The organism is Roseburia sp. AM23-20, from assembly GCF_003470905.1.
GTDB classification, from domain to species: domain Bacteria; phylum Bacillota; class Clostridia; order Lachnospirales; family Lachnospiraceae; genus Roseburia; species Roseburia rectibacter.
On sequence record NZ_QRHS01000002.1, the window covers coordinates 1 to 25956 of the forward strand.

The window sequence follows — 25956 nt, forward strand, 5'->3', positions numbered from 1 at the left end:
CTGGCATCTTGCGCAAAGCCGAAGCTAATTTTGTGACTTTGGGAGAAAATTAGAAAATCTTGGTGTGCCTGTCTATACATAGTGATGTTCTGCCACGGATGGCAGAACAAGGCAGCATCGAGTCATGGATGACTCGTTGTTGCCGGTCACGTCACTCCGAGAAAATCTAATTCAGGCATACCTAGACTTTTCTTATTTTCGTACAACGGAACAAAAATTACTCCGGCTTTGCGCAAGATGCCACTCACAAGCCTACGATACACCGATGCCGGAACATATTTCCCAATCTTAGGTAATAATTTTGTTAAAAGAATCACTCCGATTATAACCATCATTGCAACTCCTGCCCAGACTGCATGAGGTGCATTATTTCTAGTAATAAAATATGTAATTAAAGCCGCTGCCAGAGACACTCCACCGGAGATTTTATCGCTTTTTATCATATCTATCGCTGCTTTAGTCAAAATAATTCCGACTCCAGCCATCATACCATATGCAACATCCTCACCTATAAAATCTACAATCTTTGTCAGCAAACCAAAGGCTCCTATAAGTGCCATGACTGCTCCGCCTATAAAAATCATAGTGCATCTTTCTGACCGGTTCTTTCCGGCAGTACCTGCATATGTGATTGTTTCTGCCTGAAACGATATTGGAGCAACACTCTGAGTCACCGTATTTCCTATTGCACCGACAAAGAATGCTAATGCCGTAGGAACTGATGCAAAACCATAAGCTAATGCTAACAGACCTTGTGGCAGTCCATTCAAAACGACACCTATGATTGCTAATAAATCTGTTATGATATCATTCATTACTATCTATGAATTTCACTTTTGGGTTTTTAATCTTTTACAATATACTATTGAGCAGTGACCTTTAATTTTGCTTTTTCAATCGCTTTATTCTCATACATATGCTTATCTGCCTTATCAAATAAGGTTTTCATAGTACATTCTGAATAATCTTCTGAGAAAGCATATCCATATGCATAACTGACTTCTACCTTATGAACATTCTCATTGAAACGCTTTACTTCACTATGCACATCTTCCATAATAGCCAAAATCTCTTTCTTTGTTGTTTGCGTGATAACAGCTATAAATTCATCTCCACCATATCTTCCTACAAAATACTTCGATGGTATGGAATTTCTTAACAGTCTTGCAAAATTAGTTATAAGCTGATCTCCTACCGCATGTCCATAAGTATCATTTGCCAGCTTCAGATTATTCAAGTCAAACATTACAAATCCCATAGGTTCCGTTATATACTCACAGCTACGAAGCATTTCCTCACATTTGCTCTTATTAGGAAGTCCCGTCTGCAGGTCAACATAAGCTTTTTTCTCCAGAACTTTATTTTTGTTTTTAATTCTAATATCCGCTATTGTTTGCTGGATAATTATCAGGACAAGCATAATAATATCTAAAATTGATAGTATCTCAACCACTCTGATAGTTCCAGCAACTCTTTCAGAATATATTTCAGCTGATGTGACTGTTTCATCTGCCACATTAAAATATGTTTCACTTATAGCAATAACATCTGTTGCTTCATATCCATTTTCCCTTACTGATAAAATTTCTTCTTTTAACTTATTCCAATATGATATCTGTTCATCCAGCTTGTTCTGATATGTTCTATCTGGGAGGCTCACAAGACTGTATCCTCCATTCCCATATTTAAGTCCATTCAGAATATCATCAAGATCCGCAATCATTTCATCATCTGACGTTCCGGTAATTTCCAGCTTTACTTCCCGCTGTGTTGCTCCTCTGACTAATCCCGCATAATTGATAACTCTTGCAGTTCCCTGTATTTTTCGTATTTCCAACATCATAATAATAACCAAAACTGCCAGAAACAGTACAAGTACTGTCTTTAATATATTAGCTATCTTTTCTTTCATATCTCTATCACCTTCAAATAATTCCCATTATTATTTTCTATTTTTCAGATTTTCTTTCAAATATGTACTCATGATCTGATGATATGTCATCTCTGAACACATAGCCAAGTCTGTTAAAGTTACTGATGCTCTCTGGTTTTTCTATATGGTTTTCTGCCATATATCTTACCATTTCGCCTCGTGCCATCTTTGCATATGTGCCTTTTGTGATAAGCTTGTCTTCTGACTTCTCACAGAATGTAATCGTTATATACCTGTCTTTATGCGACAGATATTTTTCAATACATTTAGAGTATTCCTTTGAAGCCAGATTAACAATGATTCTGCTGTCATCTATCAATTCCCTATATAGATTATCTCCCCAGAAATCATACAGATTCTTTGAGCCCCCTATGGCAGCCTTTGCCTGCATCTCAAGGCGGTATGGAGTAATGCCATCCAGAGGCTTTAATACTCCATAGAATGCTGACAATATTCTCAAATGTTCCTGAACATAGTTAAAATGTTCCTCTTCAAAAACTATCGGTGCCATATACTGATATGCAATTCCTTCGTATGCTAAAATTGCTGGTGTAAGATTATTTTCCATTTTTATGGAATTAATTCTTTCTATATTCTGTTCAGCAATCTTGTCATTGCACTTCCACATTTCCTTGAGTTCTTTTTCAGACCTGCCCTGTAGCCATCTAAGAATCTCATCTGTTTTTTCTTTGAATACCGGTTCACTTAAGCTTTCTATACTGTCCGTATCCACTTTAATCTTTTTTGCGGGTGATAATATAATCTTCATCAGCTTAATTCCTGTAACATTTTTTCTGGATCGTCAGCAGCTTTTACCTTATCATTGGCTTTTATGATAACACCTTCTTCATCAATAAGGTATGTTGTTCTGACCACACCCATTGATATCTTTCTGAAAATCCACACGCCTGCTTTGTGCAGCCCGGTGTATTATCTTTTGGGTAAAAATATAGTATCACTTTTTTCCCAAGATACTCACTCAATTTATGTAATTCTCCATTTTGGTCTGGTAATTCAAAATCTGGTGCTTTTGTCCCTATCTCTAACATTATATTATCCTCCAATCTTACAGGTCATTCATTTTATTATTCTGACATTCTGGGCAAATTCCTTTAAAAAATATGTCATGGCTTATATATTTCATACCATGTGCATCTTTTATTTTCTTTTCAATTTCTGATATAACATCCATGTCAACATCAAATATTTCTCCGCATTTTACACATTCAACATGATAATGATTCTCAAGTGTAAAATCAAAGCGATCAGAGCCATCCGGAACTTCTACTTTTCTGACTTTTCCTTCCTCTACAAGTATACCAAGATTTCTATATACGGTTCCTCTTCCAATTGATGGATATTTATCCCTTATAAATGTGTATATCTGATCAGCTGTTACATGACGATGCATCTCATTTACTGCACTTAGTACCATATCTCTTTGAATCGTATTTCTAATTGTTCTCAGTCCTCCTTAATAAGATTTAATCTTAATTTAGATTTTATGTTGTGGTTCTTACTTTGTCAACAGTAACCGAACTCTAATTGCTAGATTCTAATGTCAAACTTTCAGAGTTCCCTTACATTGACAAGCTTTTCCGTTGCAGTCTTAATCATCTTCGGGTACCTGATCATAAAGTTATCCTGCAAGCCATACCTCTGCTTATCATACGATGCCTTTAACAGCTTCAATCTCTGCACATCATTGTCAATCTCCATCTTTTCCTTGATTAACGGATTGCCTGTGGCAACCGCCTTAATTTCAGCATAGGAAAGTGTTGCTTCGTCGATATCCTCACAGCTTCGGCTTACCGCCTTGCTTGTCATTACCTGACTGATAAAACGCTGCTTATTTTCCACAAGCGACCAGTTGTATGCATCAAATGTTCCTTTGGTGACATATATGATAGTAAATTTATCGATTATCATAGTGAGTTTTTTCGTGCCGGAATAACTGCTATCATCAAAAAATGGCTTAACAACGGTTGTAAAGAAACACCAGAAGATATTATGGAAATTATCGACAGCGAATACAAAAATAGAATTTAATACAATTTATAACCCTAAAATAGGTTTGTAAAAAAAAAGTCCAGCCAAGAGTTCTATCAAAATGATTTTGTTATAGCTCTTAAAGTATACAGGAAGCTCCTGTTTCCTTAAAATGCGCAAAAAAAGAGATATGCACCTCTGTGTCATATCTCCATAAATATCGTTTCCTCTTGCGCAGATATTATTTTATCAAATTAAATACTTTTCTTGCAAAAGACATTTTTTACAATATTTTCCATATGATATATTGTGATTTTTCACATCAATAATGATATTTTTTTCGATTGATCACCAAAAAGACTGCCCCCAGAACAAGTGCTAAAAATTCTGAAACAACCACCGAATACCATATCCCATGTATTCCAAATATTAACGGCAGAAGCATGACTGCTCCACTTTCCAATACCAGGGTACGCAAAAATGAAATCAGTGCGGAAGTCAGCCCATCATTTAATGCAGTAAATAATCCGGAGGTCAGTATACCAAATCCCATAAAGCCAAATGACAGTGCAAAAATCCGGAACCCGGACAAGGTAAGCCGGTAAAGCTCCTCATCATATCCAACAAAAATCTTTGCAAGTCCTCCGGCAAATATCTCCGCAGCAATCACCATAATTATACCAAATGTGCCAACAATCACAATACTTTTACGTATCAGGTTCTTAAGTTCATCTGTATTTTTCGCTCCAAAATGGAAACTGATCACAGGTGACGCCCCGATTGAAAAACCAACAAATACTGCTGTAAAGATCATACTGACATACATCATGACACCATATGCTGCAACACCATTCTCGCCGGAATATTTCATCAGTTTGGAATTAAATAAGATTGCAACAATACTCATGGATATGTTCGTCATAAATTCAGAAAGTCCATTGGAAGTTGCCTTAATCAATACTTTTCCTTCAAACTTCGTCTTTCCAAGTCTTAATATACTTGAATTTTTCCTCAGAAAATAAATCAATGGGATCATACCTCCTGCAATACATAAAATGGCAATCCGATCAGAATGACCCTTCCATAAATCACACAATTTTCAAGCAGCTCTCCCTTAGCTCCTAACATACCTGCAATATCGCGGATAAAACAAAATCCAAGCAACGCTAAAATAATTCCAAGTGCCGCAGCACTGTATACCAGTAATGAAAAATATTCATTTGCCTTTTTCCGGTCCCCTTCCCCATAGGTCAGGGCTACCAATGCTGTACCACCTGTTCCAAACATAAAACCAACAGTTCCAAGGATCATAAGTACAGGCATGATCAGGTTAATTGCTGCAAACGGTATTTTCCCGGCAAAATTAGAAATAAAGAAACCATCCACCACACTATAAATAGATGTAAAAATCATCATTGCGATCGAAGGCAGTGTAAATTTCAACAATTTCCGGTAAGAAAAATGATCTGATAATTGAATTTTCACCGAAAAACTCCTTTATAAATTTTCTATCTGTTTTCTGAATGAATCGAGGTATTTTTCCATCAGATCCATAAATATCTCAACCTGCTCCTTTGTCCAGGATTCAAATACACCCGTCTCTGCAGCAAAAAGTCTTGCAACGGTATTCTCTGTAAATCTCTCTCCCTCATCGGTAAATGAAACCATTTTTGACCTGCCATCCATCTGTTTTAAATTGATAAAATGCTCCGCTTCAAGGTGTCTGATTGCAGAATTGATCGTCTGTTTACTGATACCTGATGTTTTATATATATGACTGAGCAGGCACTCACCGCCTGCATCATATATGGTATATAGCACGATTGACGCACTGTCACTGATTCCAAATTTTAACGATGACAGATGATACAATGAATCTATCTCTGATGACAGATAATTCATTTTATGAACTTCATTTCTATAATTTTTATTCATTTCTTCCTCCAAAGGTATGAAATCGTACCTTTTATAAAATAGTATGATTTCATACCTTTGTCAACATTTTTTTACCACATACGACACAAAATGACAAAAAAATAAGTTGATGTATACTTTCATTCATATACATCAACTCGTTTTTTATTTTATATTACCATTCATGATTGGATTTATCTGCAAACAATCTGAGTGTTCCGTAATTTCCTTCCGGATCCTGATAGCTAATAAATACAACCGTATTATTCGAACCTTTTTGGGTGAAATTGATCTTCGCACCATTTTGTATTGCGGTATATTTTCCACCACGGGATATTGCAAGATTTTTAAGCTTATATCCTTTCTTTAAAGATACCTTTAAAGTCTGTGAACCTTTTACTTTCTTCATTGTTGCTGTCGTATTTTTATCAAAATAAGACACCTTATATTTTGTCTTTCCAACAGACAGACTCTTTAACGGGTTATTATATTTTACCCATGTCATCTTAGAAGTATAGGTATACGTCTTTTTATTCTGTACAATTTTTAAGGTTACCTTGACGGTGCCCGGTTTTTTTGCGGTAACCCAGACTATATTCTGACGTTTGTCCCATTTTGCGCTTGCAATCTTTTTATTGCTGACTTTCAATGTGACTTTTGCATTTTTGCTCATGTCTTTTACCACAAATTCACCAAATGTCTTGTATTCCGGTACAAACATAAGCTGTCTGTTTTCGCTGTACCCTACCTCCGGAGCTGTACTTTTCGCTTTTGCCTCAATCGGACTGCATAGCTGGATTGCTACAACAGATGCTATAGCCACCAACAACATAAGGAAATATCTCCCGGAAAATTTCCTTTCCAAAAACATAATTTTCACATTCTTCATAACAAAGTTCTCCTTTTGTAAAATTTATAGTTTAATTTTACATCATGCCCTGTTTTTTCACAATATTCTTCTTTATCTTTCATCATTCAGACTGCCTTACTCTTCCAGACTGTCTTTCATTCTGCCAAGCATTCCTGATTTTTTCAACGGCAGTGTAATAATAATGGCAATGATCGTTCCGCCACAGGTACTGATCAGAAACGGAACAACAAATGTAAATAAAGCTGCTGCCTTATTCCCCATGACAAGATATGCCACCGGATAGGAAAGCATTCCGCCAATGATACCGGTTCCCACAACTTCACCGATATAGGCAAACGGAAGTTTTTTTCCGTATTTGTAAAGAAGTCCGCCAAGCAGCGCGCCGCACATGCTTCCCGGGAATGCCAGTGGACTTCCAAGTCCTGACAGGTTACGGATCAACGCAGCAATAAATGCCTGTGCCAGTGCCCACCACGGTCCTACCGTAACTGCACACAAAACATTTACCAGATGCTGCACCGGTGCACATTTGGAACCGAATACCGGGAAGGAAAATAAGCTTCCCACCACCGCTACTGCCGCTAAGATTGCTGTAACTGTCAATTTCTTTAAATTAAATTTATTCATTCTTTTGTCCTCTTTTCCCGGAATCTGTCACATCCTGCCTTCTAAAAAATGGTCTGACTGCAACAGTTCCTATTTTGATTTTACTGCCCCTGCAGCTTTTTCCACAATCAGGCAGAGAATGACTGTGACCACCATATCCGGCAATGTGTTTCCAACCGGTGTATCTACCTGCATCAATATGCGGTAAATGATAAATCCGGCCAGCCACACAATAAGATTGCGCCACTGGAATGCAGATTTTTCAGAATCAGCCTTCTTTAAAATGAAGTAATCCGCGATCTGCACTGCGATCATCGGCGCAAAGACAGAACCGATCAGATATAAAAAGTTTGTAATGTTATCCATCGGATAAACGATCGCTGCGACAGTTCCAATCACAGTAACAACAATTGCTGCCCATTTTTCCTGAATCTTTGAGGAAATGGAAACACTTGAAACTCCTGCGGAATAAGCATCCAGAAAGGTTGTTGTAACCGTGGAAAATACAATAATAAGAAGTCCTACAACGCCGAAACCGGTTTTTAACATAATCTGTGCAATGTCATATTCGCCGGTAAAAATAGCTGCTCCCATGCCGATCATGTACATAAAAGTGCTGACCAGACTATAGACGATCACACTTGCGAGTGTTGCAGCAAACGGTTTTTCGGCTTCTCTTGTATAATCGCTGATCAGCGGCAGCCAGGAAAGCGGCATTGCTACCGCGAGCTCTACGGCAGCTCCAAACGTTAAACTTCCGTCATCCACGATCGTTGTCATGCTTCCGCTGCCAAAGAAGATCACTTTAAAAAGTACCAGTGATAAAATAAAAAGTGCGGTCATGGCAACCGTGTTTAATTTGCCAAGGTTGGTCAGTCCAATAAAAATCCACACAACGATCAGAACACCAATAATGATCGCCCACACCCAGTTTCCGGTATGTAAAACGCCGTCTGCTGCAAGTGCGCCATCATAGATCATAATCGCAGTCCATCCCACAAGCTGTAACACATTTAATACTGCAAAAAGAAGGCTTCCCTTCTCACCAAAACTCATTTTTACAGTTTCCATGGCACTTTTGCGCTCTTTCGCTCCGATCATTCCTGCGGCAAACATCATAATTCCGCCGATCAGATGTCCAAGCAGAATCGCTGCCATTGCTTTTCCAAAACCAAGCGGTGCAAAGTAAGTACCTGTCAGTATTTCAGCTAAAGATACACCCGCACCAAACCAGATTAATCCGTTTGAAAAAACGGAAGTTCTCTTTTCATTCATCCTTCGTATTCTCCTTCGATTGCAAATGCATGGTTCATAGGTCCGCTTCCTTTTCCAAGGTCAAGCATGGCGGCAAGTGCGCCGGAAATATAATTTTTAGCATATCTGACGGAAGTTTCTAAGTCTCTTCCCTTTGCAAGATTCGATGCAATCGCAGAAGATAACGTACAGCCGGTTCCATGGGTATTTGGATTGTCAATTCGTTTGCCATGAAACCATACCGGCTCTTTTTCCTTCTGGAAAAGAAGGTCATTCGCATCATTTAACTGATGTCCGCCCTTTAATAACACGGCACAACCAAAGGTATTACAAATGATTTCTGCTGCTTTTTCCATATCTGCTTCTGTCTTTATCTCCATGTCAGAAAGCACTTCTGCTTCCGGAATATTTGGAGTGATAACAGTTGCAAGAGGCAATAATTTACTTTTCAATGTACTGATGGCTTCCTCGTTTATCAGTCTCGCTCCACTGGTTGCCACCATGACAGGATCCACCACGATATTTTTTGCGTGATACTCTGTCAGCTTTTCCGCAATCGTCTCGATCAGTTCACTAGAAGAGACCATTCCGGTTTTAATTGCATCCGGATGAATATCCGTAAAAATACTATCCAGCTGCTCTGCCAAAAACTTTGGAGTTACCTCCATAATATCTGTTACGCCGGTCGTATTCTGGGCAGTCAGTGCCGTGATCGCACTCATCGCATAAACGCGGTTTGCGGTCATTGTCTTGATATCTGCCTGGATGCCGGCGCCTCCACTGGAATCACTTCCAGCGATTGTTAATGCTGTGTACATAAAATCCTCCTTGTTTTGCGAAGCAAAATGCGACTGCCCTTGCAGGAGCAGAGGATTTGCCTCCTTTGTTTTGCGAAGCAAAATGTCTGCTATGCCTGCATAGCATGCGCCCTTGCAGGAGCAGAGGATTTGCCTCCTTTGTTTTGCATTAATTTTATATAGCGACCTAAGGTGGTGCCCCCAATCTGCCGCTGTGACACAAGTGATGTATGAATAAACGGTCCTCCAAATGCTGGTTTGTTTATGAAATAAATCATCTCCCCAAATGGTGTATCGTAGGCTTGTGAGTGGCATCTTGCGCAAAGCCGGAGTAATTTTTGTTCCGTTGTACGAAAATAAGAAAAGTCTAGGTATGCCTGAATTAGATTTTCTCGGAGTGACGTGACCGGCAACAACGAGTCATCCATGACTCGATGCTGCCTTGTTCTGCCATCCGTGGCAGAACATCACTATGTATAGACAGGCACACCAAGATTTTCTAATTTTCTCCCAAAGTCACAAAATTAGCTCCGGCTTTGCGCAAGATGCCAGTCTTCAGGTTGTGAACACCATTTGGGTGGGCGGTTCATCTCAGAATTGGGGGCGCGGGTGTGGATTTTTGATATTCGCACGAATAAAAATATGCTTAAAATTCTAATGTACTGTATCATTAATATTTAGCCTGATGACTTTCCAAAATTTTCAGTTGCTGCATTGTACTACATGAATTGTTTCGTAAATTGTCAGACCAATAACACAAAATATTCTTCAAATGTGTATGGCAATAAACATGAGCATAGTGGAATATATTGAGTTTTTTGCCAGCGTTATCAAACAAATAATAAATTATTGAATATAGTTATTTAGAAATATTTTTTAATCATATTCAGACACAAAACACTAAAAATTTACGCACCCCCAAGGTTGTGATGTGAGTTCCCCGACGAAGGGTGGTTCACAGCCTTACGGCTGGCAAATCGCATCAAGCCGGGATTGCTTTTGTGACTTTGGGAGAAAATTAGGCAATCTTAGTCTGCCTGTTCGTAACACAGTGTTGTGCTGCCACGGACGGCAGCACAAGTCTTAATGCCCCCGGGCGGGGCGTTTAAGACGCACACGTCACTCCGAGAAACATTAAATCAGGCTGACTTAGACTTGCCTTAATTTCGTACAACGGAACAAAACAGTCCCGGCTTGATGCAATTTGCCAATCACAAAACTGCGATATCACCCTTAGCCGGGGAACTCATAACCCAACAAACCAGCATTTGCAGATATCTTATCCATAAAAAGTGCAGGAACCCAACCAAAGATTCCTGCACAAAAAAACACACTTGTGATCCATTATCTCCCTACGTTGGCATTATCCAAATCAGGTTCCGGGTTAAAGCATCCGCTTACTCTCAGCCCGCCTGTGCGAGCACCCCATTTTTTTGTTTTCCACATCACTTTTGTGATGGTCTTTTTTATAACAGCTTTATTATACACACTTGTTCCCAAAATGCAAGTTTTTTCTACATAAATTGCTGTTGTCATTGCCATATTTATGGCAACTGCATGTGTCGTGAACCAATATCCTCGGCAACTGTTTCCAGCCTGTCTTGCCAAGTCTTCTGGTACCCACATCTTTATTAGGTTACGCACCTTTGTTCCCGGCTTTTTTCATTGATTTACAATTTCGGTTTACGTTTACCATTTGGGCTTCGATTTGATTTGCAATCTTACCCACCTAATCGCCTTATCAAGTTTCTGTTCGTAGGCTCAAGAACTTTGCTACACCACTTCCTCCATCCATACCGTTACCGATACCGACTTGTGGTTCGCTACACTTGGCGGTAAATACCCATGACTGGACTTGCACCAGCAAGATTAGCGCCATGCTCGGCACACAAAATAAAAGTTGTCCATAGTTTTTTCCTATGGACAACTTCAAAAATTTAAAATCGTATTTTATGTTTCTAAATCTCTTCCTTTGCCAGTCAACAAATGTATCCAGACAATCAGATCTGACTACTTGTATGATAAAGTTCCGCAAAATACGGATCTGATTTCATCAGTTCCTCAAAAGTCCCCTGACTGGTAATTTTACTATTCCGAAATACAATAATCTTATCAAAAGCTGCAATAAAATTCAGCCTGTGGGCAATAACGATCATCGTCTGATCTTTTAACCGATCAAGAACTTCCTGCATAACTGCCTCTTCTGTTAAATTGTCAAGCGCCGATGTGGCTTCGTCCAAAATAACAAGTTCCGGATCTTCAAACCACAATCTTGCAAGTGCAAGCCGCTGTTTTTCTCCGCCCGACAGACGCGTGCCTTTTTCACCGATCTGCGTATCCAGTCCCTTGGCAGAATCGCGAACCAGACAGGAAAGATTCACCTTTTCCAGTGCCATCATAATCTCATCGTCTGGGACATTTCTGTCAAATAAAATATTTTCTCTGATCGTCCCATCAAAAATCGGAGAATCCTGGGATAAATAAACAATTTTGTCATAGAACTTATCAAGGCATAGATCTCTCAGTTCCACTCCTCCAACCTTGATCTGACCTCTGTCATACTTTAGAAATCCCAAAAGAATTTTTATCAGTGTCGACTTTCCTGAACCGCTCTCACCGACCAGGGCAACTTTTTGTCCTCTTGTGATTGTAAATGCCACCTCATCCAAGGCCGTCTTTTCTTCATATTCAAAGTGAAGATTCCTGACACAGATCTCACCTGCATTTCCAGCCGGAATCTTGCCTTTCTGGAGCTGCTCGTCATTTTTTAACTCCAAAAACCGGACAAATCTTGCATAAGCTGACTTATCCAGCTTATATTGCACATAGATCACATTGAATATTGCGATTGGGACATACGCATTTTCCACCAGCGAAATCAGTGCCACCACTTCGCCCGCCGTGAGATTTTTGCTTTTCCATGCATAAAATATAATCCCTATATTTAAAAATGCAACCATCCATGCAAATATCGTAAAAAAAGCCTCATGGATCAGATTCATTTTTACTTTTGAAGATACGATCTCCCTTTTTGCATCATCTGCTTTCCTGATCTCATTCGGAAACTGCCTTTCCACACGGAATATGACCAGTTCCATAAATCCGCGTATCAGATAATGATTTAACATTTCCTCATGATTAAGGACTTTCTCTTTCATTTGCATCAAAACTTTCAGCAATACATTCGACACTACAAAAACGACCAGATATCCGCTCATCAAAATATGCATGATATTTCTGTTGATTTTTGCAATAAAATACATACTGAATAGTATGGACGGCAATAACTGGCGAATCAAAACCAGCCAGAAATTAAATATCACATCCCGTCCCGCTGTTGAACCATTTTCAATTTTCTGAACAAGTTTTCCTGTTCCCAGCTTCACATATTCCAGATACTCTATGATACTGATTTTTTGAAGCGCTAACAGCTTAAAGTCCAGATAAATCCCATGTTCCAGTTTTTTTGCCGGATATTCGTCCACATACTCCAAAATGTAACCGGTAAGCAAAATGATCCCATATGCGACAATCCCAATGATCGTCAGGGTTCCACCGGAAAGTCCGTCAATGATTTTCTGAAAATAATCTGCCTTATAGTTCAAAAGAAAGGAATTAAATACCCCAATCACGAGATAGCCAGATGTAACCAATAAATTTTTCTTTAGTATTTCTTTTATGTAACGCATAACTGTACTCCTTTTATCGCATATTTTTTACCTACGAAACAGTACAGTTGTGACTGTCAGCATATTAATATTATAGAATGCACGCTCCGCGAACATTCTATGATTATGAATTAACCTCAGTACAATCTGCTAACAGATCATTTCAACTGTACTGAGTAGTTACCTCGAACAAATTTCATCATGAATTCACCTCGATTCTGTATCATGTATTTTCATCTTACCATAATGATGCGAAAAACTGCAATCCATTCCAATCACAAGACTTTTTCTTTACTAAAATTACATACATTCCATCCACGTTTCACCTGTAAATTTCAGATTTTATTTTATCACATTTATTTCTTTCCATATAATATCCCCATCCCACTGATCATCCACGGCGTCGTCACAAATCCCGGAATAAAATCAAGTTTCTTTTCCAGATCACCGATATAGTGTATCTCAGAGATTCCTTCGGCTTTTAATACCTCAACAAATGCATCCATATCTCCGTACAACGCTTTCTGTGAAAACATATCCTGAAATGAAAATACCCCTCCTTTTTTTACCACCCGGAGTGCCTCTCTCACCACATTCCGCTTATCTTTCGTCGACCGTACTTCATGAAACACAAAATTGCTCACTGCCGCATCAAATGTTTCATCCGCAAAATCCAGCTTTGCTGCGTCTCCTTTTTGAAATGACACGCGGTCTGCAACACTCTCTAGTCTTACATTTCTCTCACACTGCTCCTTTGCGTAACTCCACTCTGCTCCCCAGTAATCCATCGCCGTGATCTGCGCTTTCGGGAAAGCCTTCGCGCACCGGACCGTAAGTGCAGCAGCACCACATCCGATATCGAGCATTTTCCCTTCTCCATCCCAGTCAAGATGCTCTACCAGATGTTTATGCACACCTGCCATCATATTTCCCTTTCCAAATGCAAACGCTTCATGGCAGACCAGCATATAGACCGCCATCGCAAATGTCAGCGCACAAACCACTCCCGCGATCACCGTGATAACCGGCATCTGTACCATAACTCCAAGCAGCACCGTGACCACAAGAAATACCCCCGCCAGTCCAAACAGCAGATACAGAGCCTTCTCCGGCACCCAGTTTCCATAATTTGTTTTTTCTTTCATGATGAAATCCTCCTTTTTCCTCCTTGTTTTGCGAGCGCATAACAATTTTTCTGATCTGTTATGTTTTGCAATAGAAAAAGCCTACCGCATCATCTGCGATAGACTTCTCTTTGTTCTTTTAAATATTGAATTAATGCCATCGATCCTGCGTCGGCATGTATGCCTATCTCCCTCGCAAGCTTTAGTCTTTCTTCCACGGTATAATCTCCTTCTATCAGTTCCATGTATCCGCGAAGCCGCATTGCAACCAAAATCCGGATCATTTCCGAATCCGGCTCACTTCCCATAAACTTTGAAAAATAGCTGGTAAATGCCGCCTGCATCTGACTGTATACTTTTTGCCGGAAGCCCTCATAACGGCTGCCCTCTGATCTTTCCATCAGAATGATTGCCTCCGCCCGGTGCTCCGATAAATATTCCATGATCTGCCGTTCATTATCATCCGCTGTACCGGGATCCTCTTATTCCCTTTGCGCCAGTTCGGCGCACATATGCTCATAATCAGCGATCACCGGATCTAAAATGGCTGTCATTAACGCTTCTTTACTCTCAAATGAGAAATAAAATGCTCCAGTCGTGACACCGGCTGCTTTGCAGATATCCCGGAGACTGGCTTTTACATAACCCTTTTTTAGGAACTCTGCCCTGCCGGATCTGATCAGTTTTTGTTCTGTCTGTTTTCTGCGCTCATCTTCCATAACACAAGTTATGTTAGCACAAACTAACTGTTTTGTCAATTTTTGATCTGAACACTCACGCCATCACCATATATATATCCCATATTTATTTCTTTCTTCCATATAAATGCAAATCTCCATTACATCACACGACATCCATTCTGATCTCATCAATGATACTCTTATCCTTTTGCTTAGTTGTTTCAGCCCATGTGATAATCATCACTACCACAGTCAAGACGACCACTCCTGCTATTAACATTCCCCATGGAATATGATATAACACCGGAAACGCTTTTCGTATAGACAGATTCATTGCAAATGGTATTGCAATTCCGAGTACAGTTCCTGGTATCAGTGCTTTTATAATGCATATCAGGCTTTCACAGTAAAGCATTTTTTGAATGGAAGCATTTGTCATTCCAACACTTTTTAAAATTGCAAACTCTCGTCCTCTGATCCTGATATTTGCCGCAAGCGTGTTGATCACACTTGCAAATCCCATAAAAATCAACAGAATAACAAATCCATATAGAATAATTTCCGCAAGGATAATTGCGATATTTAACATTTTTGCCATCGTATCCATGCGGCTTATTCTCACCGTATATCCCTGATCCACATAGGAATCCTCTGTAAGTACCGGATAATATTCATCCATGATTTTTCTGGCATATTCTGCAAATGCCTGTTCATCATCCGGTGTACAAAACCAGTCGAAATATCTGGCAGTAACATCCGGCACAACAATCCTTACCGGATCAGGAGACATATCACGAAATCCCGGTTCTTTCAGATCTTCCTGATATAAAAAACCTCCAATTTCAATCCTTTTCTTCTCTTCGGCTGCATTTATCAAAGTGATTTCCGTAACCGTTTCTCCAAAGGGTTTTATGCTCTTTGTTCTCCCATTATCATTATACTGGTAACTGTTTATCAAAAGATTACTGCCGTAAGGAGCTCCTGCTCTGTCACACAGCTTCTGATATAATTTTTCATCCACCGATATGAGAGAAACCCCTGCTTCTGCATTCTCATCAAAAATGTCTGGAGCCTCTGACATATCCTTAGACAGGAAATTCTTATCCAGGATTGCCTGATATGTACATGCATCATTTCCTACTCCATATACTTCTATATTACCATATTCAGCTAATCTTTTTGTTATTTCGTTATAAGTTATAGAGGATATTGGTGATACGATCTTTTCTTCGGTACGTCCGGTTCGTTTATTCACCTCTATATTGCGAATTGAACAATAATCCACATCCATCTCTTTTGAATCCGGCGTCATCCATTCCTGAAACTCTTTCGCTTGTTCTGCCAGTCCACCTGTCATCAAAAACAGTAAAATTGCAAGTGATAATGCCCGTACTGTTGCTTTGTATCCTGATTGATTCCTTTTAATATTTTTCCATGCAATCTCTCCTTCACATCCAAAAATTTTTCCAGCCAATCCACCTTTTACAGCAAGCTCTTTTAGATTTATGTCTGTCGTTATACCTTTTACACACTGTATTGCAGTAAGCCTTCCAACAGTTTTTGCAGGCTTGTACGCAGATCTAAGAACAATCAAAAATGAAAAAAAGGAAGCAAACAGATATGTCCATACCGAAATATGAAATGACAAAGAAAAGGAAAACGGTCTCATAATAATACTTTTTGAAAGTTGATCGATATTCGAAACAAAATATCCTGTGATTTTTATACCAATATATCCAAGCAAAGTTCCTGCCATAAGTCCAAGCGGAATACCAACCACACAAAGCCACAAACTTTCACAGATAACACATGCTCTGATCTGTTTTCCGGTTCCACCTACACATTTTAAAATACCAAATTCCTGAATCCTTTTATTGGCACTTGCCACAAAAATATTTGATATCACCGTTACCGACATAAGAGCGATCAATATCCCTAAAATTAAAACCGGAACGAAAATCAAAAGAAAATACACACTGCTATAGTCTCCATATCCCGGTTCTAAAAAAACCGTAAGCATCCTGTTGCCACTGGTTACAAAACACATAACTGCCGTAACAAGTGCTGTTGCCAGTGAAATAGCAGAAATCCCTGCCATTGTTCTTTTTTTATTTAATTTTAGCTGACTGAGTGCGAGCTGTGATGTAATTTTCATGATTTCATCACCTCATCTTTTACAATTTTCCCGTCTCCGATCGTAATGATCCGGCTCGCCTGCAAGGCAATTTTTTCATCATGCGTAACTAAAAGAATCGTCTGCTTATACTTTTGATTGGCAAGCTTTAAAATATCCATAATCTCTCTGCCCGTCTTACTGTCAAGGTTTCCAGTCGGTTCATCCGTAAACTGTACCCCTATCCCCTTATGCCTTGAAAATAGGGGCTTTAACGGTATGTACATTTGTGTACTGTGTACATTTTCTTTATACGTTAAAAGCAAGCAGATCTTTTCTTTCCAGAAGTCCCCACTTGCTTTTATATATTAATAATACTTATGTCCATTGCTTGCTGCAATACATTTTTGTTTTAATTCTCGGCTTATTTCAAACCTTTCATAATATTCATCTGATTCTGTTTCAAATGCATATTTATATACTTTCACAACTTCTTCGCAATTACTTTGAAATTGACTTTCTTCAACTGTACTATTTCCATCTCCAATCAATCTATTTACAAATCTCTGGTAAGCTTTTAACTCTGGTAATACGCTTGCAACAAAAGTACTTTTCCCCTCTAAAAATTTTTTCTTTTCTGGAATATCAATAATATCAAGTAATATAATACATGCTACAAATAGTGATATAAAATATGACTCTGAACTTATGTATGTTCCTGTAGAACTTGGTACTGATTCAATTCGACTCTTGTAAATCAGTTTATCTCGCAAAGATAAGTGATAATAGTCACTCAACTCTTCCGCTAGTTGATGCAACCAATATTTTCTCTCTGTTCGTTGTTCAGAAAATTCTATTGACTGTTTTTGATACCGATCCATTACTGGAAGATTTATATTCACATCAAAAAACTTATTCAAATATCTGGTTGCATCAAATCCACTTCCATAATAACTTGTTATGGTATGTATTAACTGCTCCTTATTAAGAGACACCACGAAAATCACACGCTCATCATCAAAATAGTGTTTGATTCTCTCCAACATTTCTATGGCAAAAGATGGTCTGCAGCGATCCAATTCATCAATAAATATAATCAGTTTCTGCGCTCTTTCTACAATAATGTCATTGAAGATTCCTTTTACTCGTTCCCGGATTTCTTCCTCAGTCTGTACAAGTGATAAAATATCTACCTTTTTCACTTGTAGCTTTTCAGCTACTGTAAATGGATTCATCTTAAATTCACCTAATGAAATAGGTAACGTTGACAATGCTTTTATTAGTTTTTCACTAATTTTTTCAGAATCTATTTTCGTATCATAAACTCCCTTGCAAGTCTTTGTCATGACTAACAACAGGGACATAAGTGAATCGCTATGATTATCATACATCCATGCATTATAATAGATTGGCAAATAAGAATGCTTCAAATCTATTTTAGCCATCATTTCATTGTCCTTCAAATATTCATAAGATGGAATTTTCTCAATCGGATTTTCTTCATCTGCCCGTTGATTTGCCAACACATATTTTAACACTTCTTCAATCTGTCGGACAAAAAATGTCTTTCCATCTCCCCATTTCGCATCCAAGCTAATGCAGGCACTTTCATCTATGAGTTCTAACCCATCTATAAACTCTTTTATATCTTTATTTCTCCCAAAAGTATTGTTCTTTATGGATGTCCAGATATTTATATCCGTTGCTTCCTGAACATATTTCTTCATATATTGTATTCTCCTTTATCATGAACTCCAATTATGGCTGAATATAATTAACATCTCTATTGTCTCACACAATCTAAACATCAACAATACCTTTTTATTTCAACAACTACCAGCAGGCACGTTCTTCTCGCCCCTGCCAGCCGCTGATTATTTTCTTCTTCATTAAAAATTCTTGATCAGATTCAAATCTCTTTTATTTAATGCCTTTCGCATTGTTTCACTTTCTTTTCGTAATGTCTCGTTCTCTCTTTTCAGTTTCGCTACCTGTTGCTCCAGCTGCAGGATACGGTTGTCCATTGCCATATCTAAAATCTTTCTTCTCTTATCTACCATGCCAGCCTGTAGCTGCAAGGCACGATCTACTGCCTTTCGCACTTCCGGGTTCTTATAGAAAAATCCTCTGGACAGTCCGGTCTTTTGCATCAGTTTGGGAACGGTCACTTTATCCTCTTCTTCAATCATTTCCTGGATTGCCAGTTTTGCCCGCTGGATTTTCTCCACGCTCTGCTTATGGTTTACTTCCAGCATCTTGTCATATTTGCTCATATTCTTTCCCCCATCCGGCCAGATTCGCCCGGATCATCCGGCTCATCTCTGCCCTGATTTCTCTTGTTTCATCTGCGATGATCTGGAGGCTCATCTTTCGGTAAAATTTCACATTCTTTACGGATGTATGCCCCAGTAGTTTTGCGATGGTCCAGTCATCCAGATGCAGTTCTGTTAAGCGGATACCATATACATGGCGGAACATATGCGTTCCAAATCCGAACAATTCTCCTTTATCGTCCCGCAGGTCTTTTTTCTGAATCAGATCCATCACCTTATTTTGAACGGTATTGTACTGCAGGGGTCTCTTGGTATTTTTCTCATCCACAAAAATGTAAAGTGTATCTCCATACCTTTTCTTGGTATATTCCATTGCTTTTTCAATCAGCAGTTCCAGTTCTGCACTGATAGGCTTCACAAATGTAGTTGTTTTCATCTGCCGGATCTGGATCATAGGATGTCCGTCCTGCCGATACAGGCAGTCTGTCTGCAGGGTAAGGGTATCGGATATCCTTGTTCCTAACATCTGATGAATGACCATGAGTCGCTCAATCTGTTCATCCAGTTCTGCAAGCGCTGCATTAAAACGAATCAGCTCACTGTCTGAATAAGATTTCAATTTAGGCTGCACTTGTTTGGGAAGGTCACTGGTCAGGAATAAACTTTCCAGATGCGAATATCCATATAATTTTCCGATGGTTTCCAGCAGTCCCCGGAGGTTCGTCAGATCTGCCCGGTAATTATTTACGCCCTCCGCTTCCGTTGCAAGGTACGTCAGATATTCTTCCAGCAACTCCCGATTCAGTTCTTCTGCCGAATGGATATCGGGATATGTTTCTTTCAGATATTTGGATAGTCTCCGGATGGCTGTCAGTTCTTTGATAATTGTTGCAATCGCTTCATGATGTAAATGTTCATAAACTGCCTTTTTTGTTTCTTCCCGTAAGTCATCCTGGATAATCGCTGTAAAATTCAAAGTCTGCACATTTTTAATCGGATTCTTTTTATAGGCAATGTCCAGATTCTCTAATGTCCAGATATCTTTCTCAATCTCATCCCGTTCCTCTTTGGCTTCTGTAAATCGATATGCCTTCCGCACATAAGTGATGAGGCTCGATGGCACTGTCTTTTCTTTCCCATATACGCTGATTCCCTGCATGGTCAGTTTCTGCCCATGTTCCAGAAGCCAGCTTCGGATTTTTAGCAGCCATTGTTCCCACTCCAGTTCCTGCAGGCTCTCTGCCCGGATGTGCTTATCCTTTACCATTCTGCAAAATCTCTGATAGATCACTCGTTCCTGTATCATCGTTGCCAATGCACATTGTTGACTTCGTTCCTCAATAAATGAACGGAATTCTTTTTGGAGTCCTTTCGTTGGAAGTAGACCAAAATCAAAACAATGGGATTCTTTTACATTCTTTTTCTGTTTTTCATCTGCTCTTGCATAGCAGTTCAAATCTATTAGATATACTTTTTCATCCATGGAACTCTCCTTTCATCAGTTCCGCCGCAAAGCTGTGGGTTTCTTCCTGGAAGTATGCTTCACTGGCTTTTTCCAGTTTCTTTGGCATATAGTCCACATACTGCCTGGTCATTTCTTCATATTCATGCCCCAAGTAATCTCGTACCGCTTGGATAGAAATACCATTATCATAATAAAGCGTAGCCAGGTTATGGCGGTAATCATGGGATCTGAATATATATTCTCCATCTGCAATCTGATTTTTCTCACAGTATTTCAACATTTGATACCGTAATGTAGCATACTGGAATGCTCCACCTTTTTTGCTTTTAAACAGGTATTCTTCTGGTCCGATCTGATATTTCTTTTTGTACACCTGCACCAGCTTGTACAATGCTTCCGGAATGGGAATCCGCTTATACGTTTTCATTTTCACCTGATATACTTTCAGCCAGTAATCTCCATTCTTCTCTTCATAATCACCACCTGTCAGGGTACATACTTCGCTCCCCCGGATTCCGGTACACCATAAGTGCAAGAACATCAACCGCAGATGTTCCGGAAACTCTGTCAGCTTCGATAAAATTTCCGTATAGATTCTTTCCGGTACACTGCGGTCATGGTGTACATGCATTTCTTTCTGCAGATAATACGTATGCCGGAAGGGAATCTTCTTCAGATATCCTTTGACTACAAGGAAATTGTAAAACTGTAAAATCATAAAGATTCTTCCATTTGCTGTTTTTTCACGGGTATCCTGTCTCTGAACGGATTCCAGATATCTCTGAATCTTCTCTGCCTCCACTTCATAGATCGGCTTTTCCTCTCCATTGAAGTGTGCCAGGAATGTACGAAGTTCCAGCAGCTTGATTCGGATGGTACTGATAGATAAATCTGTGATTCCAAACAGATACCGCAGATATTTTTGCAAAATCTTTTGATTTTCCAGGTTGGTCACCTCTTTAAAGGATACCCATTCCACGGGCTTGCTTGGATTCATTCGTTCTCTGGAAAAATGGAAACGTTCCAAAAACCACACATTCGCATTCCAATGAATTTCCGGTGCCTGTAAAAATAGGATTTTTCTGCTCATCCGCAGGATACCAAACACAGCACTTTTCTTTTCCCCTCTAAAATGTTCTGAGAGTTCCTGCTCAAATTGCTGTTCTTTGGCCAGTGTCATTATCTCAATATCAGCTACTTGTTGCTTCGCACAAAATTGATAGAGCCTTTGCAGTGCCAGCAGTTTCTCTTTTCTGTAACGGCCTTTGTAGGTATGGATCACCTCTTTCAGCACTGTAAAAATCTGCATCTTCAAATTTTGGGGACACTCTAGTGTAAAATCCCATAGCAGTTCCTTTCCATCTTTGCTGGTCAGAAAAGATTCTGCTATCTCAATCTCCGGATAATGGCTAAGGCACATCCACTGTTCCTGATACTCTGTAGTATAGTTTCTTCTCCCTGCCAGTGTCTGCAGTTCTTCTTTCATCCGATGAATCACGATTCCATCAAATCCCCGCAAGCAGGTAATCGGTGCAAGAACGGTTTCGTTCCTTTCCAGATATTCTTCGTAGCGGACCCTTAGGACTGCGTCCATCTCTGAAATATCAGTAATTCCTTCTTCTATCAGGAACTTCTTTATCCGGTTTCGTATGGTTCCATTTACCTCTGTACAGGCATCCACCTGCTCACAGATTTTTTGTTCCAGTACTTCCCGCTCTTCCTGCTGTTCATAAATATGTAATTGATAAGCGGGCATGTTCTTCACCTCCTACAGGAGTTTCTCCACATCATAAAGAGCAGAATGTTTTGCATAATATTGGTCGCTGGCTTCCATAAGCTGGTCATCTACAAGGTTCAGATATTTGATGGTCGTATCGATGTGCTTATGTCCATATGCCTCACTGATCATTTCCAGTGGCCATCCGGCATCCCGCCTCATATTTCCGAAGTATCTCCGTAGCATATGAGGTGTCGTATGGATGCCTGTCTTTTTCTCCATCCGCTCCAGCATCCGGTAAACTGCGTCCACCTGAAGTGCCTTTCCTTTTGTCTCTCCTTCGATGTTTACAAACAGCATCGGCTGGTGTTGCAGAAATTCCCGGTACTTGGACAAATAAAACAGTAAAAACTGGAAAGTGGCATCACTGACTTTGGATCTTCGGTACGCCGCATTCTTCGCCCTTGCCTTGTTCTCATTGTCATCCCGGAAGAATACCCGGATGGTGTGTCTTTCATAATCAATATCTCTGGTATAATCTACCCCTAAAATCTCGCCGATCCGGTATCCGGTCTCTGCCAGCAGCATGATCAGAAGCTGGTCCCTGCAGTTGGTACACTGCTTCAAAAGTTCCAAAATCTCCTGATGCTCTGCCGGACGGACGTTTCGTTCTTCCTCTTTCAGATAGCCATTGAATGACCGGAACCGCAGCTTCCGTTTTACACCGATGGAATCATGGGTGGTAAAACTGTCATAATATAACACTTTCAGCCTTTCCATATCTGATTCCAGCTCTAAAAAACAGAAAAACCTGAACACGTCTTTTAAGTACGCATTGCAGGTTTTATTGCTTGGCAGTTTCTCTTTCTTTTCATGCAAATGGTTTCCGGCTTTCAGCCAGTGGAGAAATCCCACATAATGTTCATACTGTTCCTGGAATTCCAGTTCCGCCACCTGGGACAGTTCCATCTTTTTCTCATCCAGATATTCCAGATAGAACCGGATGGATTTTGCCCTGCGGCCAACGGTATTCGGGGAACGGTTTGCTCGGATCAAATGCGTCAGATACTTGGACGGGAACAGCACCATCTGCCAGCTCTGATGATCCCGGATTAAAAAATATTCCTGTTTTCCTTCCCAGATATGTTCCACTGCATATCGTGCCATTTTGCTCACCGTCCTTTCCTCTAACGCTATACACATTATACCCACTTCATGTTCAAATAGCTATTCATCAATACCAACAATCCCTCCAAAACCGCCCCAAAAACTGTACTAAACTTTTCCCCTAAAAGCGTCTGGAAAATAAGCACAAGCAACAAGGCTGGAAAGAGAATTTTGCCTATTACAAATAATACTCTACACCTTTCCGGCTGCGGATGAAATCCTGTACCTCTTTCAACTCTTCCGCTATCCGGCAGGACGGAAGCGCACACATCACATCTTCGTGATACTTGCCGCCTTTTACCGCCCGAATATCTAAAATAGACACCACACAAGTATCAGTTTCTGTCCGAATGGCTCTCCCAAATCCCTGGCGCAGTTTCTTCTGCATATCCGGCACAATGATAGATTGGATATAGGATTCCAAAGAGTCATACGTCTCCTTCTCTGCTTCACTGATCGGATCTGGTACTGCAAAAGGCAGTTTCACAATAATTAGAGAGGATACCATATCTCCCGGAAAGTCCACCCCTTCCCAACAAGAACCGGCTGCAAACAACACCCCATTTTCCATGGTCTTAAACCGTAAAATTTCTTCCTGGGAGTGTCTCCATACTTCCACCATGGGGAACGGCAAGCTGTCTCTTAAAAGCTGGTACACACTTCCCATCAGTGTATAAGAAGTAAACAGTACCAGCGTATGCCCATAAGTGGAACAGATCAGGGAATGGATATGATTTGCCACCATCACCGCCTCTTCCCGGCTTCCTCTCCTGCAATGATCCAACGTCTTTGGCAGGTATAGCAGACAATTCTTTTCGTAGGAAAAAGGGGACTCTGCCACATATTCCTGCACTCCTGCCCTTCCTTCCAGCCCGGTGATCTGCCGGGTGCGCAAAAAGCCTGCGCCTGCCTTTAGCGTTCCGCTGGTTAAGATGGCAGACACACCTTCTTCCCGATTCCATAACATCTTCCGAAGTAATTCTGGGATTTCCCGGCTGGCTGCACACAAAATGGGAAGCTGTTCTGTATCCAGACGCAGATAGCGGACATAATTCCCATCGCTGCTGCAAAAACACTCCAGCACATCCTTTGCTTCTTCCAGCCGGTTCCGTATCCACTTTGGAACACTTCGCTCCAGCTTTTCTAAAAGAAATTCCAGCATCTCTACGCCTTCCCACAGAGAAACCACACTATTTGTTGTATTACGGAACGTTTCCCGGATTCCTTTTCCAATTCGGTGTTCTGCACCAACAACATGCAATGCGTCATGCATGACTGTCCGCAGGATTTTTGCCTCTTCTTTCTGATGCTCCCGTTCCAGATAATATGCTATTTCCCGGATATCATCCATACACAGGTTTTTTCCAAACATCTGCCTTGCCGCTTCCGGTAACTTATGAGCTTCATCTACAATCAACGTCCGATAATCAGACAATAAAGGCTTGTATCCTTCTGCTCTGTGATATGCATCTGCCAGTAAATAATTATGATTACAGATTTGAATGAACACATCCTGTTTCCTGGATTCTTCCAGATATCTCTGATAGCGGCACATCTGCCTGCCCGGACATTCTCTTGGACAGAATTTCGGCACACAGACCAGCCTTCTGTCAAACCCGCTCAGATTCTTTACGCTATCCATATCGTAATGCTTTCGCAAGGACAGTAATGCTGCTTTTTGAACAGCATTCTTCTGTTTATGGCGGATTGCTTCGATTCGTTGTTCCAGCCTATTGTCACAGACAAAGTGTTCTTTCCCTTTTCGCACCACTGCCCGAAGCGGGGACTGAATGATTCCTTGCTCCAGCAGCACCCTGGACAAAAAGGGAATATATTCTGTTAAAATGGCTTTCTGCAATGCAATGCTGGAGGTGGACACCACCACCGGGCGCTGTTCCAATGGATTTCCTCGCCCTGTCAGCATGGAATACTTCCGCAATAATACACAGGCTACCAGATAGGCATAGGTCTTCCCAATTCCTACCCCTGCATCACACAAGGCAATCTGTTCTCCCAGCAGAGTATCCAGCATTTCATGGCATAGACGGATCTGCTCTTCCCTGACTGCCAGTCCCTGTTCCGGAAATAGCACCCGGAAGATCTTCTCCACTTCCTGATGCGCTCTTTTTTGATATTCAACTTTATAAAACATAGTACTTCTTTCCGCATGGCGTTAATACCACAAGAATACGGCTGTGACATTTTCCCACAGCCGCATGTATCTGATATCAACGACACACTCTTTTTTGATTTCTTATCGTTTCTTCTTTTCTTTGGCACCGTATTTGTCCTCGACTCCCCGGCTGCCACACCACATCTATGGTAGGGAACATTACAGGCGGATGCTTCGCTTGGCACCGCTCGCAGATTTTCTGAAAGTCTTGC

Annotated in this window: 24 protein-coding genes, 2 pseudogenes and 1 riboswitch; of the genes and pseudogenes, 1 reads left to right on the top strand and 25 read right to left on the bottom strand. The window is 40.3% G+C overall.

Features of this window, described 5'->3' with window-relative positions; genetic code table 11:
* Nucleotides 1–146: 146 nt before the first annotated feature.
* The 6 genes and pseudogenes from DW650_RS02880 to DW650_RS19900 form a co-directional block, all read right to left on the bottom strand.
* On the bottom strand, nucleotides 147–815 hold the full coding sequence (locus DW650_RS02880) for a SulP family inorganic anion transporter (RefSeq protein ID WP_118209045.1): 669 nt from the start codon (nucleotides 813–815) through the stop codon (nucleotides 147–149).
* A gap of 47 nt (nucleotides 816–862) precedes the next feature.
* Nucleotides 863–1912 (bottom strand): diguanylate cyclase, encoded by a 1050-nt coding sequence (locus tag DW650_RS02885; RefSeq protein WP_118209046.1) that lies wholly within the window; start codon nucleotides 1910–1912, stop codon nucleotides 863–865.
* A 37-nt stretch (nucleotides 1913–1949) separates the two neighbouring features.
* Complete coding sequence (yaaA, locus tag DW650_RS02890; RefSeq protein ID WP_117922567.1) at nucleotides 1950–2702, bottom strand: peroxide stress protein YaaA; 753 nt, start codon at nucleotides 2700–2702, stop codon at nucleotides 1950–1952.
* Nucleotides 2702–2982, bottom strand: a pseudogene (locus DW650_RS02895) (peroxiredoxin). Before DW650_RS02895 ends, yaaA begins: the two are co-directional and overlap by 1 nt.
* A gap of 17 nt (nucleotides 2983–2999) precedes the next feature.
* The gene (locus DW650_RS02900) at nucleotides 3000–3401 is read right to left on the bottom strand and encodes a Fur family transcriptional regulator (protein WP_117922566.1); all 402 of its coding nucleotides are present in this window, start codon (nucleotides 3399–3401) and stop codon (nucleotides 3000–3002) included.
* A gap of 107 nt (nucleotides 3402–3508) precedes the next feature.
* Nucleotides 3509–3835 (bottom strand): annotated as a pseudogene (locus DW650_RS19900) (helicase); the annotation flags it as partial.
* A gap of 60 nt (nucleotides 3836–3895) precedes the next feature.
* Here DW650_RS19900 and DW650_RS20570 point away from each other — a divergent pair.
* Nucleotides 3896–3982, top strand: coding sequence for a hypothetical protein (locus tag DW650_RS20570; RefSeq protein WP_334294421.1), 87 nt, complete (start codon nucleotides 3896–3898; stop codon nucleotides 3980–3982).
* Between the two features lie 262 nt (nucleotides 3983–4244).
* On the opposite strand, the gene DW650_RS20400 is transcribed toward DW650_RS20570, so the two are convergent.
* From DW650_RS20400 to DW650_RS03000, 19 genes are all read right to left on the bottom strand, one after another.
* Nucleotides 4245–4949 carry an MATE family efflux transporter gene (locus DW650_RS20400; RefSeq protein WP_330414571.1) on the bottom strand — a complete coding sequence of 235 codons (705 nt, stop codon included), beginning with the start codon at nucleotides 4947–4949 and terminating at the stop codon, nucleotides 4245–4247.
* Nucleotides 4950–4954: 5 nt separating this feature from the next.
* Nucleotides 4955–5407: an MATE family efflux transporter gene (locus DW650_RS20405; protein ID WP_330414572.1), complete on the bottom strand. Its 453-nt coding sequence runs from the start codon at nucleotides 5405–5407 to the stop codon at nucleotides 4955–4957.
* Between the two features lie 12 nt (nucleotides 5408–5419).
* On the bottom strand, nucleotides 5420–5857 hold the full coding sequence (locus DW650_RS02915) for a MarR family winged helix-turn-helix transcriptional regulator (protein WP_118209047.1): 438 nt from the start codon (nucleotides 5855–5857) through the stop codon (nucleotides 5420–5422).
* Nucleotides 5858–6011: 154 nt separating this feature from the next.
* Complete coding sequence (locus DW650_RS02920) at nucleotides 6012–6725, bottom strand: hypothetical protein (protein WP_118209048.1); 714 nt, start codon at nucleotides 6723–6725, stop codon at nucleotides 6012–6014.
* 96 nt (nucleotides 6726–6821) lie between these two features.
* Entirely contained in the window at nucleotides 6822–7334 is a 513-nt protein-coding gene (gene thiW / locus DW650_RS02925; RefSeq protein WP_118209049.1) for an energy coupling factor transporter S component ThiW, read from the bottom strand.
* 69 nt (nucleotides 7335–7403) lie between these two features.
* Nucleotides 7404–8588 (bottom strand): putative hydroxymethylpyrimidine transporter CytX, encoded by a 1185-nt coding sequence (gene cytX / locus DW650_RS02930; RefSeq protein WP_118209050.1) that lies wholly within the window; start codon nucleotides 8586–8588, stop codon nucleotides 7404–7406.
* The gene (thiD, locus tag DW650_RS02935; RefSeq protein WP_118209051.1) at nucleotides 8585–9385 is read right to left on the bottom strand and encodes a bifunctional hydroxymethylpyrimidine kinase/phosphomethylpyrimidine kinase; all 801 of its coding nucleotides are present in this window, start codon (nucleotides 9383–9385) and stop codon (nucleotides 8585–8587) included. The genes cytX and thiD overlap by 4 nt, the downstream gene beginning before the upstream one ends.
* A gap of 1310 nt (nucleotides 9386–10695) precedes the next feature.
* A riboswitch (TPP riboswitch) is annotated at nucleotides 10696–10802 on the bottom strand.
* 562 nt (nucleotides 10803–11364) lie between these two features.
* On the bottom strand, nucleotides 11365–13053 hold the full coding sequence (locus tag DW650_RS02945; protein WP_118209052.1) for an ABC transporter ATP-binding protein: 1689 nt from the start codon (nucleotides 13051–13053) through the stop codon (nucleotides 11365–11367).
* A gap of 335 nt (nucleotides 13054–13388) precedes the next feature.
* Complete coding sequence (locus tag DW650_RS02950; RefSeq protein ID WP_118209053.1) at nucleotides 13389–14177, bottom strand: class I SAM-dependent methyltransferase; 789 nt, start codon at nucleotides 14175–14177, stop codon at nucleotides 13389–13391.
* Between the two features lie 89 nt (nucleotides 14178–14266).
* Nucleotides 14267–14599, bottom strand: a complete 333-nt coding sequence (locus DW650_RS02955; RefSeq protein WP_118209054.1) for a hypothetical protein — start codon at nucleotides 14597–14599, stop codon at nucleotides 14267–14269.
* A gap of 39 nt (nucleotides 14600–14638) precedes the next feature.
* Nucleotides 14639–14914 carry a TetR/AcrR family transcriptional regulator gene (locus tag DW650_RS02960; RefSeq protein WP_147403000.1) on the bottom strand — a complete coding sequence of 92 codons (276 nt, stop codon included), beginning with the start codon at nucleotides 14912–14914 and terminating at the stop codon, nucleotides 14639–14641.
* 85 nt (nucleotides 14915–14999) lie between these two features.
* The gene (locus tag DW650_RS02965; protein ID WP_117918462.1) at nucleotides 15000–16991 is read right to left on the bottom strand and encodes an ABC transporter permease; all 1992 of its coding nucleotides are present in this window, start codon (nucleotides 16989–16991) and stop codon (nucleotides 15000–15002) included.
* Nucleotides 16988–17131, bottom strand: coding sequence for a hypothetical protein (locus tag DW650_RS02970; protein WP_330414573.1), 144 nt, complete (start codon nucleotides 17129–17131; stop codon nucleotides 16988–16990). The genes DW650_RS02965 and DW650_RS02970 overlap by 4 nt, the downstream gene beginning before the upstream one ends.
* Before the next feature lie 186 nt (nucleotides 17132–17317).
* Nucleotides 17318–18676, bottom strand: coding sequence for a KAP family P-loop NTPase fold protein (locus tag DW650_RS02975; RefSeq protein ID WP_117510417.1), 1359 nt, complete (start codon nucleotides 18674–18676; stop codon nucleotides 17318–17320).
* Nucleotides 18677–18838: 162 nt separating this feature from the next.
* Nucleotides 18839–19222: a DUF6262 family protein gene (locus tag DW650_RS02980; protein WP_117510418.1), complete on the bottom strand. Its 384-nt coding sequence runs from the start codon at nucleotides 19220–19222 to the stop codon at nucleotides 18839–18841.
* Nucleotides 19209–20705, bottom strand: a complete 1497-nt coding sequence (locus DW650_RS02985; protein ID WP_117510419.1) for a tyrosine-type recombinase/integrase — start codon at nucleotides 20703–20705, stop codon at nucleotides 19209–19211. The genes DW650_RS02980 and DW650_RS02985 overlap by 14 nt, the downstream gene beginning before the upstream one ends.
* Nucleotides 20698–22443: a tyrosine-type recombinase/integrase gene (locus tag DW650_RS02990; RefSeq protein ID WP_117510420.1), complete on the bottom strand. Its 1746-nt coding sequence runs from the start codon at nucleotides 22441–22443 to the stop codon at nucleotides 20698–20700. The genes DW650_RS02985 and DW650_RS02990 overlap by 8 nt, the downstream gene beginning before the upstream one ends.
* A 12-nt stretch (nucleotides 22444–22455) precedes the next feature.
* A complete protein-coding gene (locus DW650_RS02995; protein WP_055172826.1) occupies nucleotides 22456–23571 on the bottom strand; it encodes a tyrosine-type recombinase/integrase in 1116 nt (371 codons plus the stop codon).
* A gap of 178 nt (nucleotides 23572–23749) precedes the next feature.
* Entirely contained in the window at nucleotides 23750–25723 is a 1974-nt protein-coding gene (locus DW650_RS03000; protein WP_064786675.1) for an ATP-dependent DNA helicase, read from the bottom strand.
* Nucleotides 25724–25956: the final 233 nt, after the last annotated feature.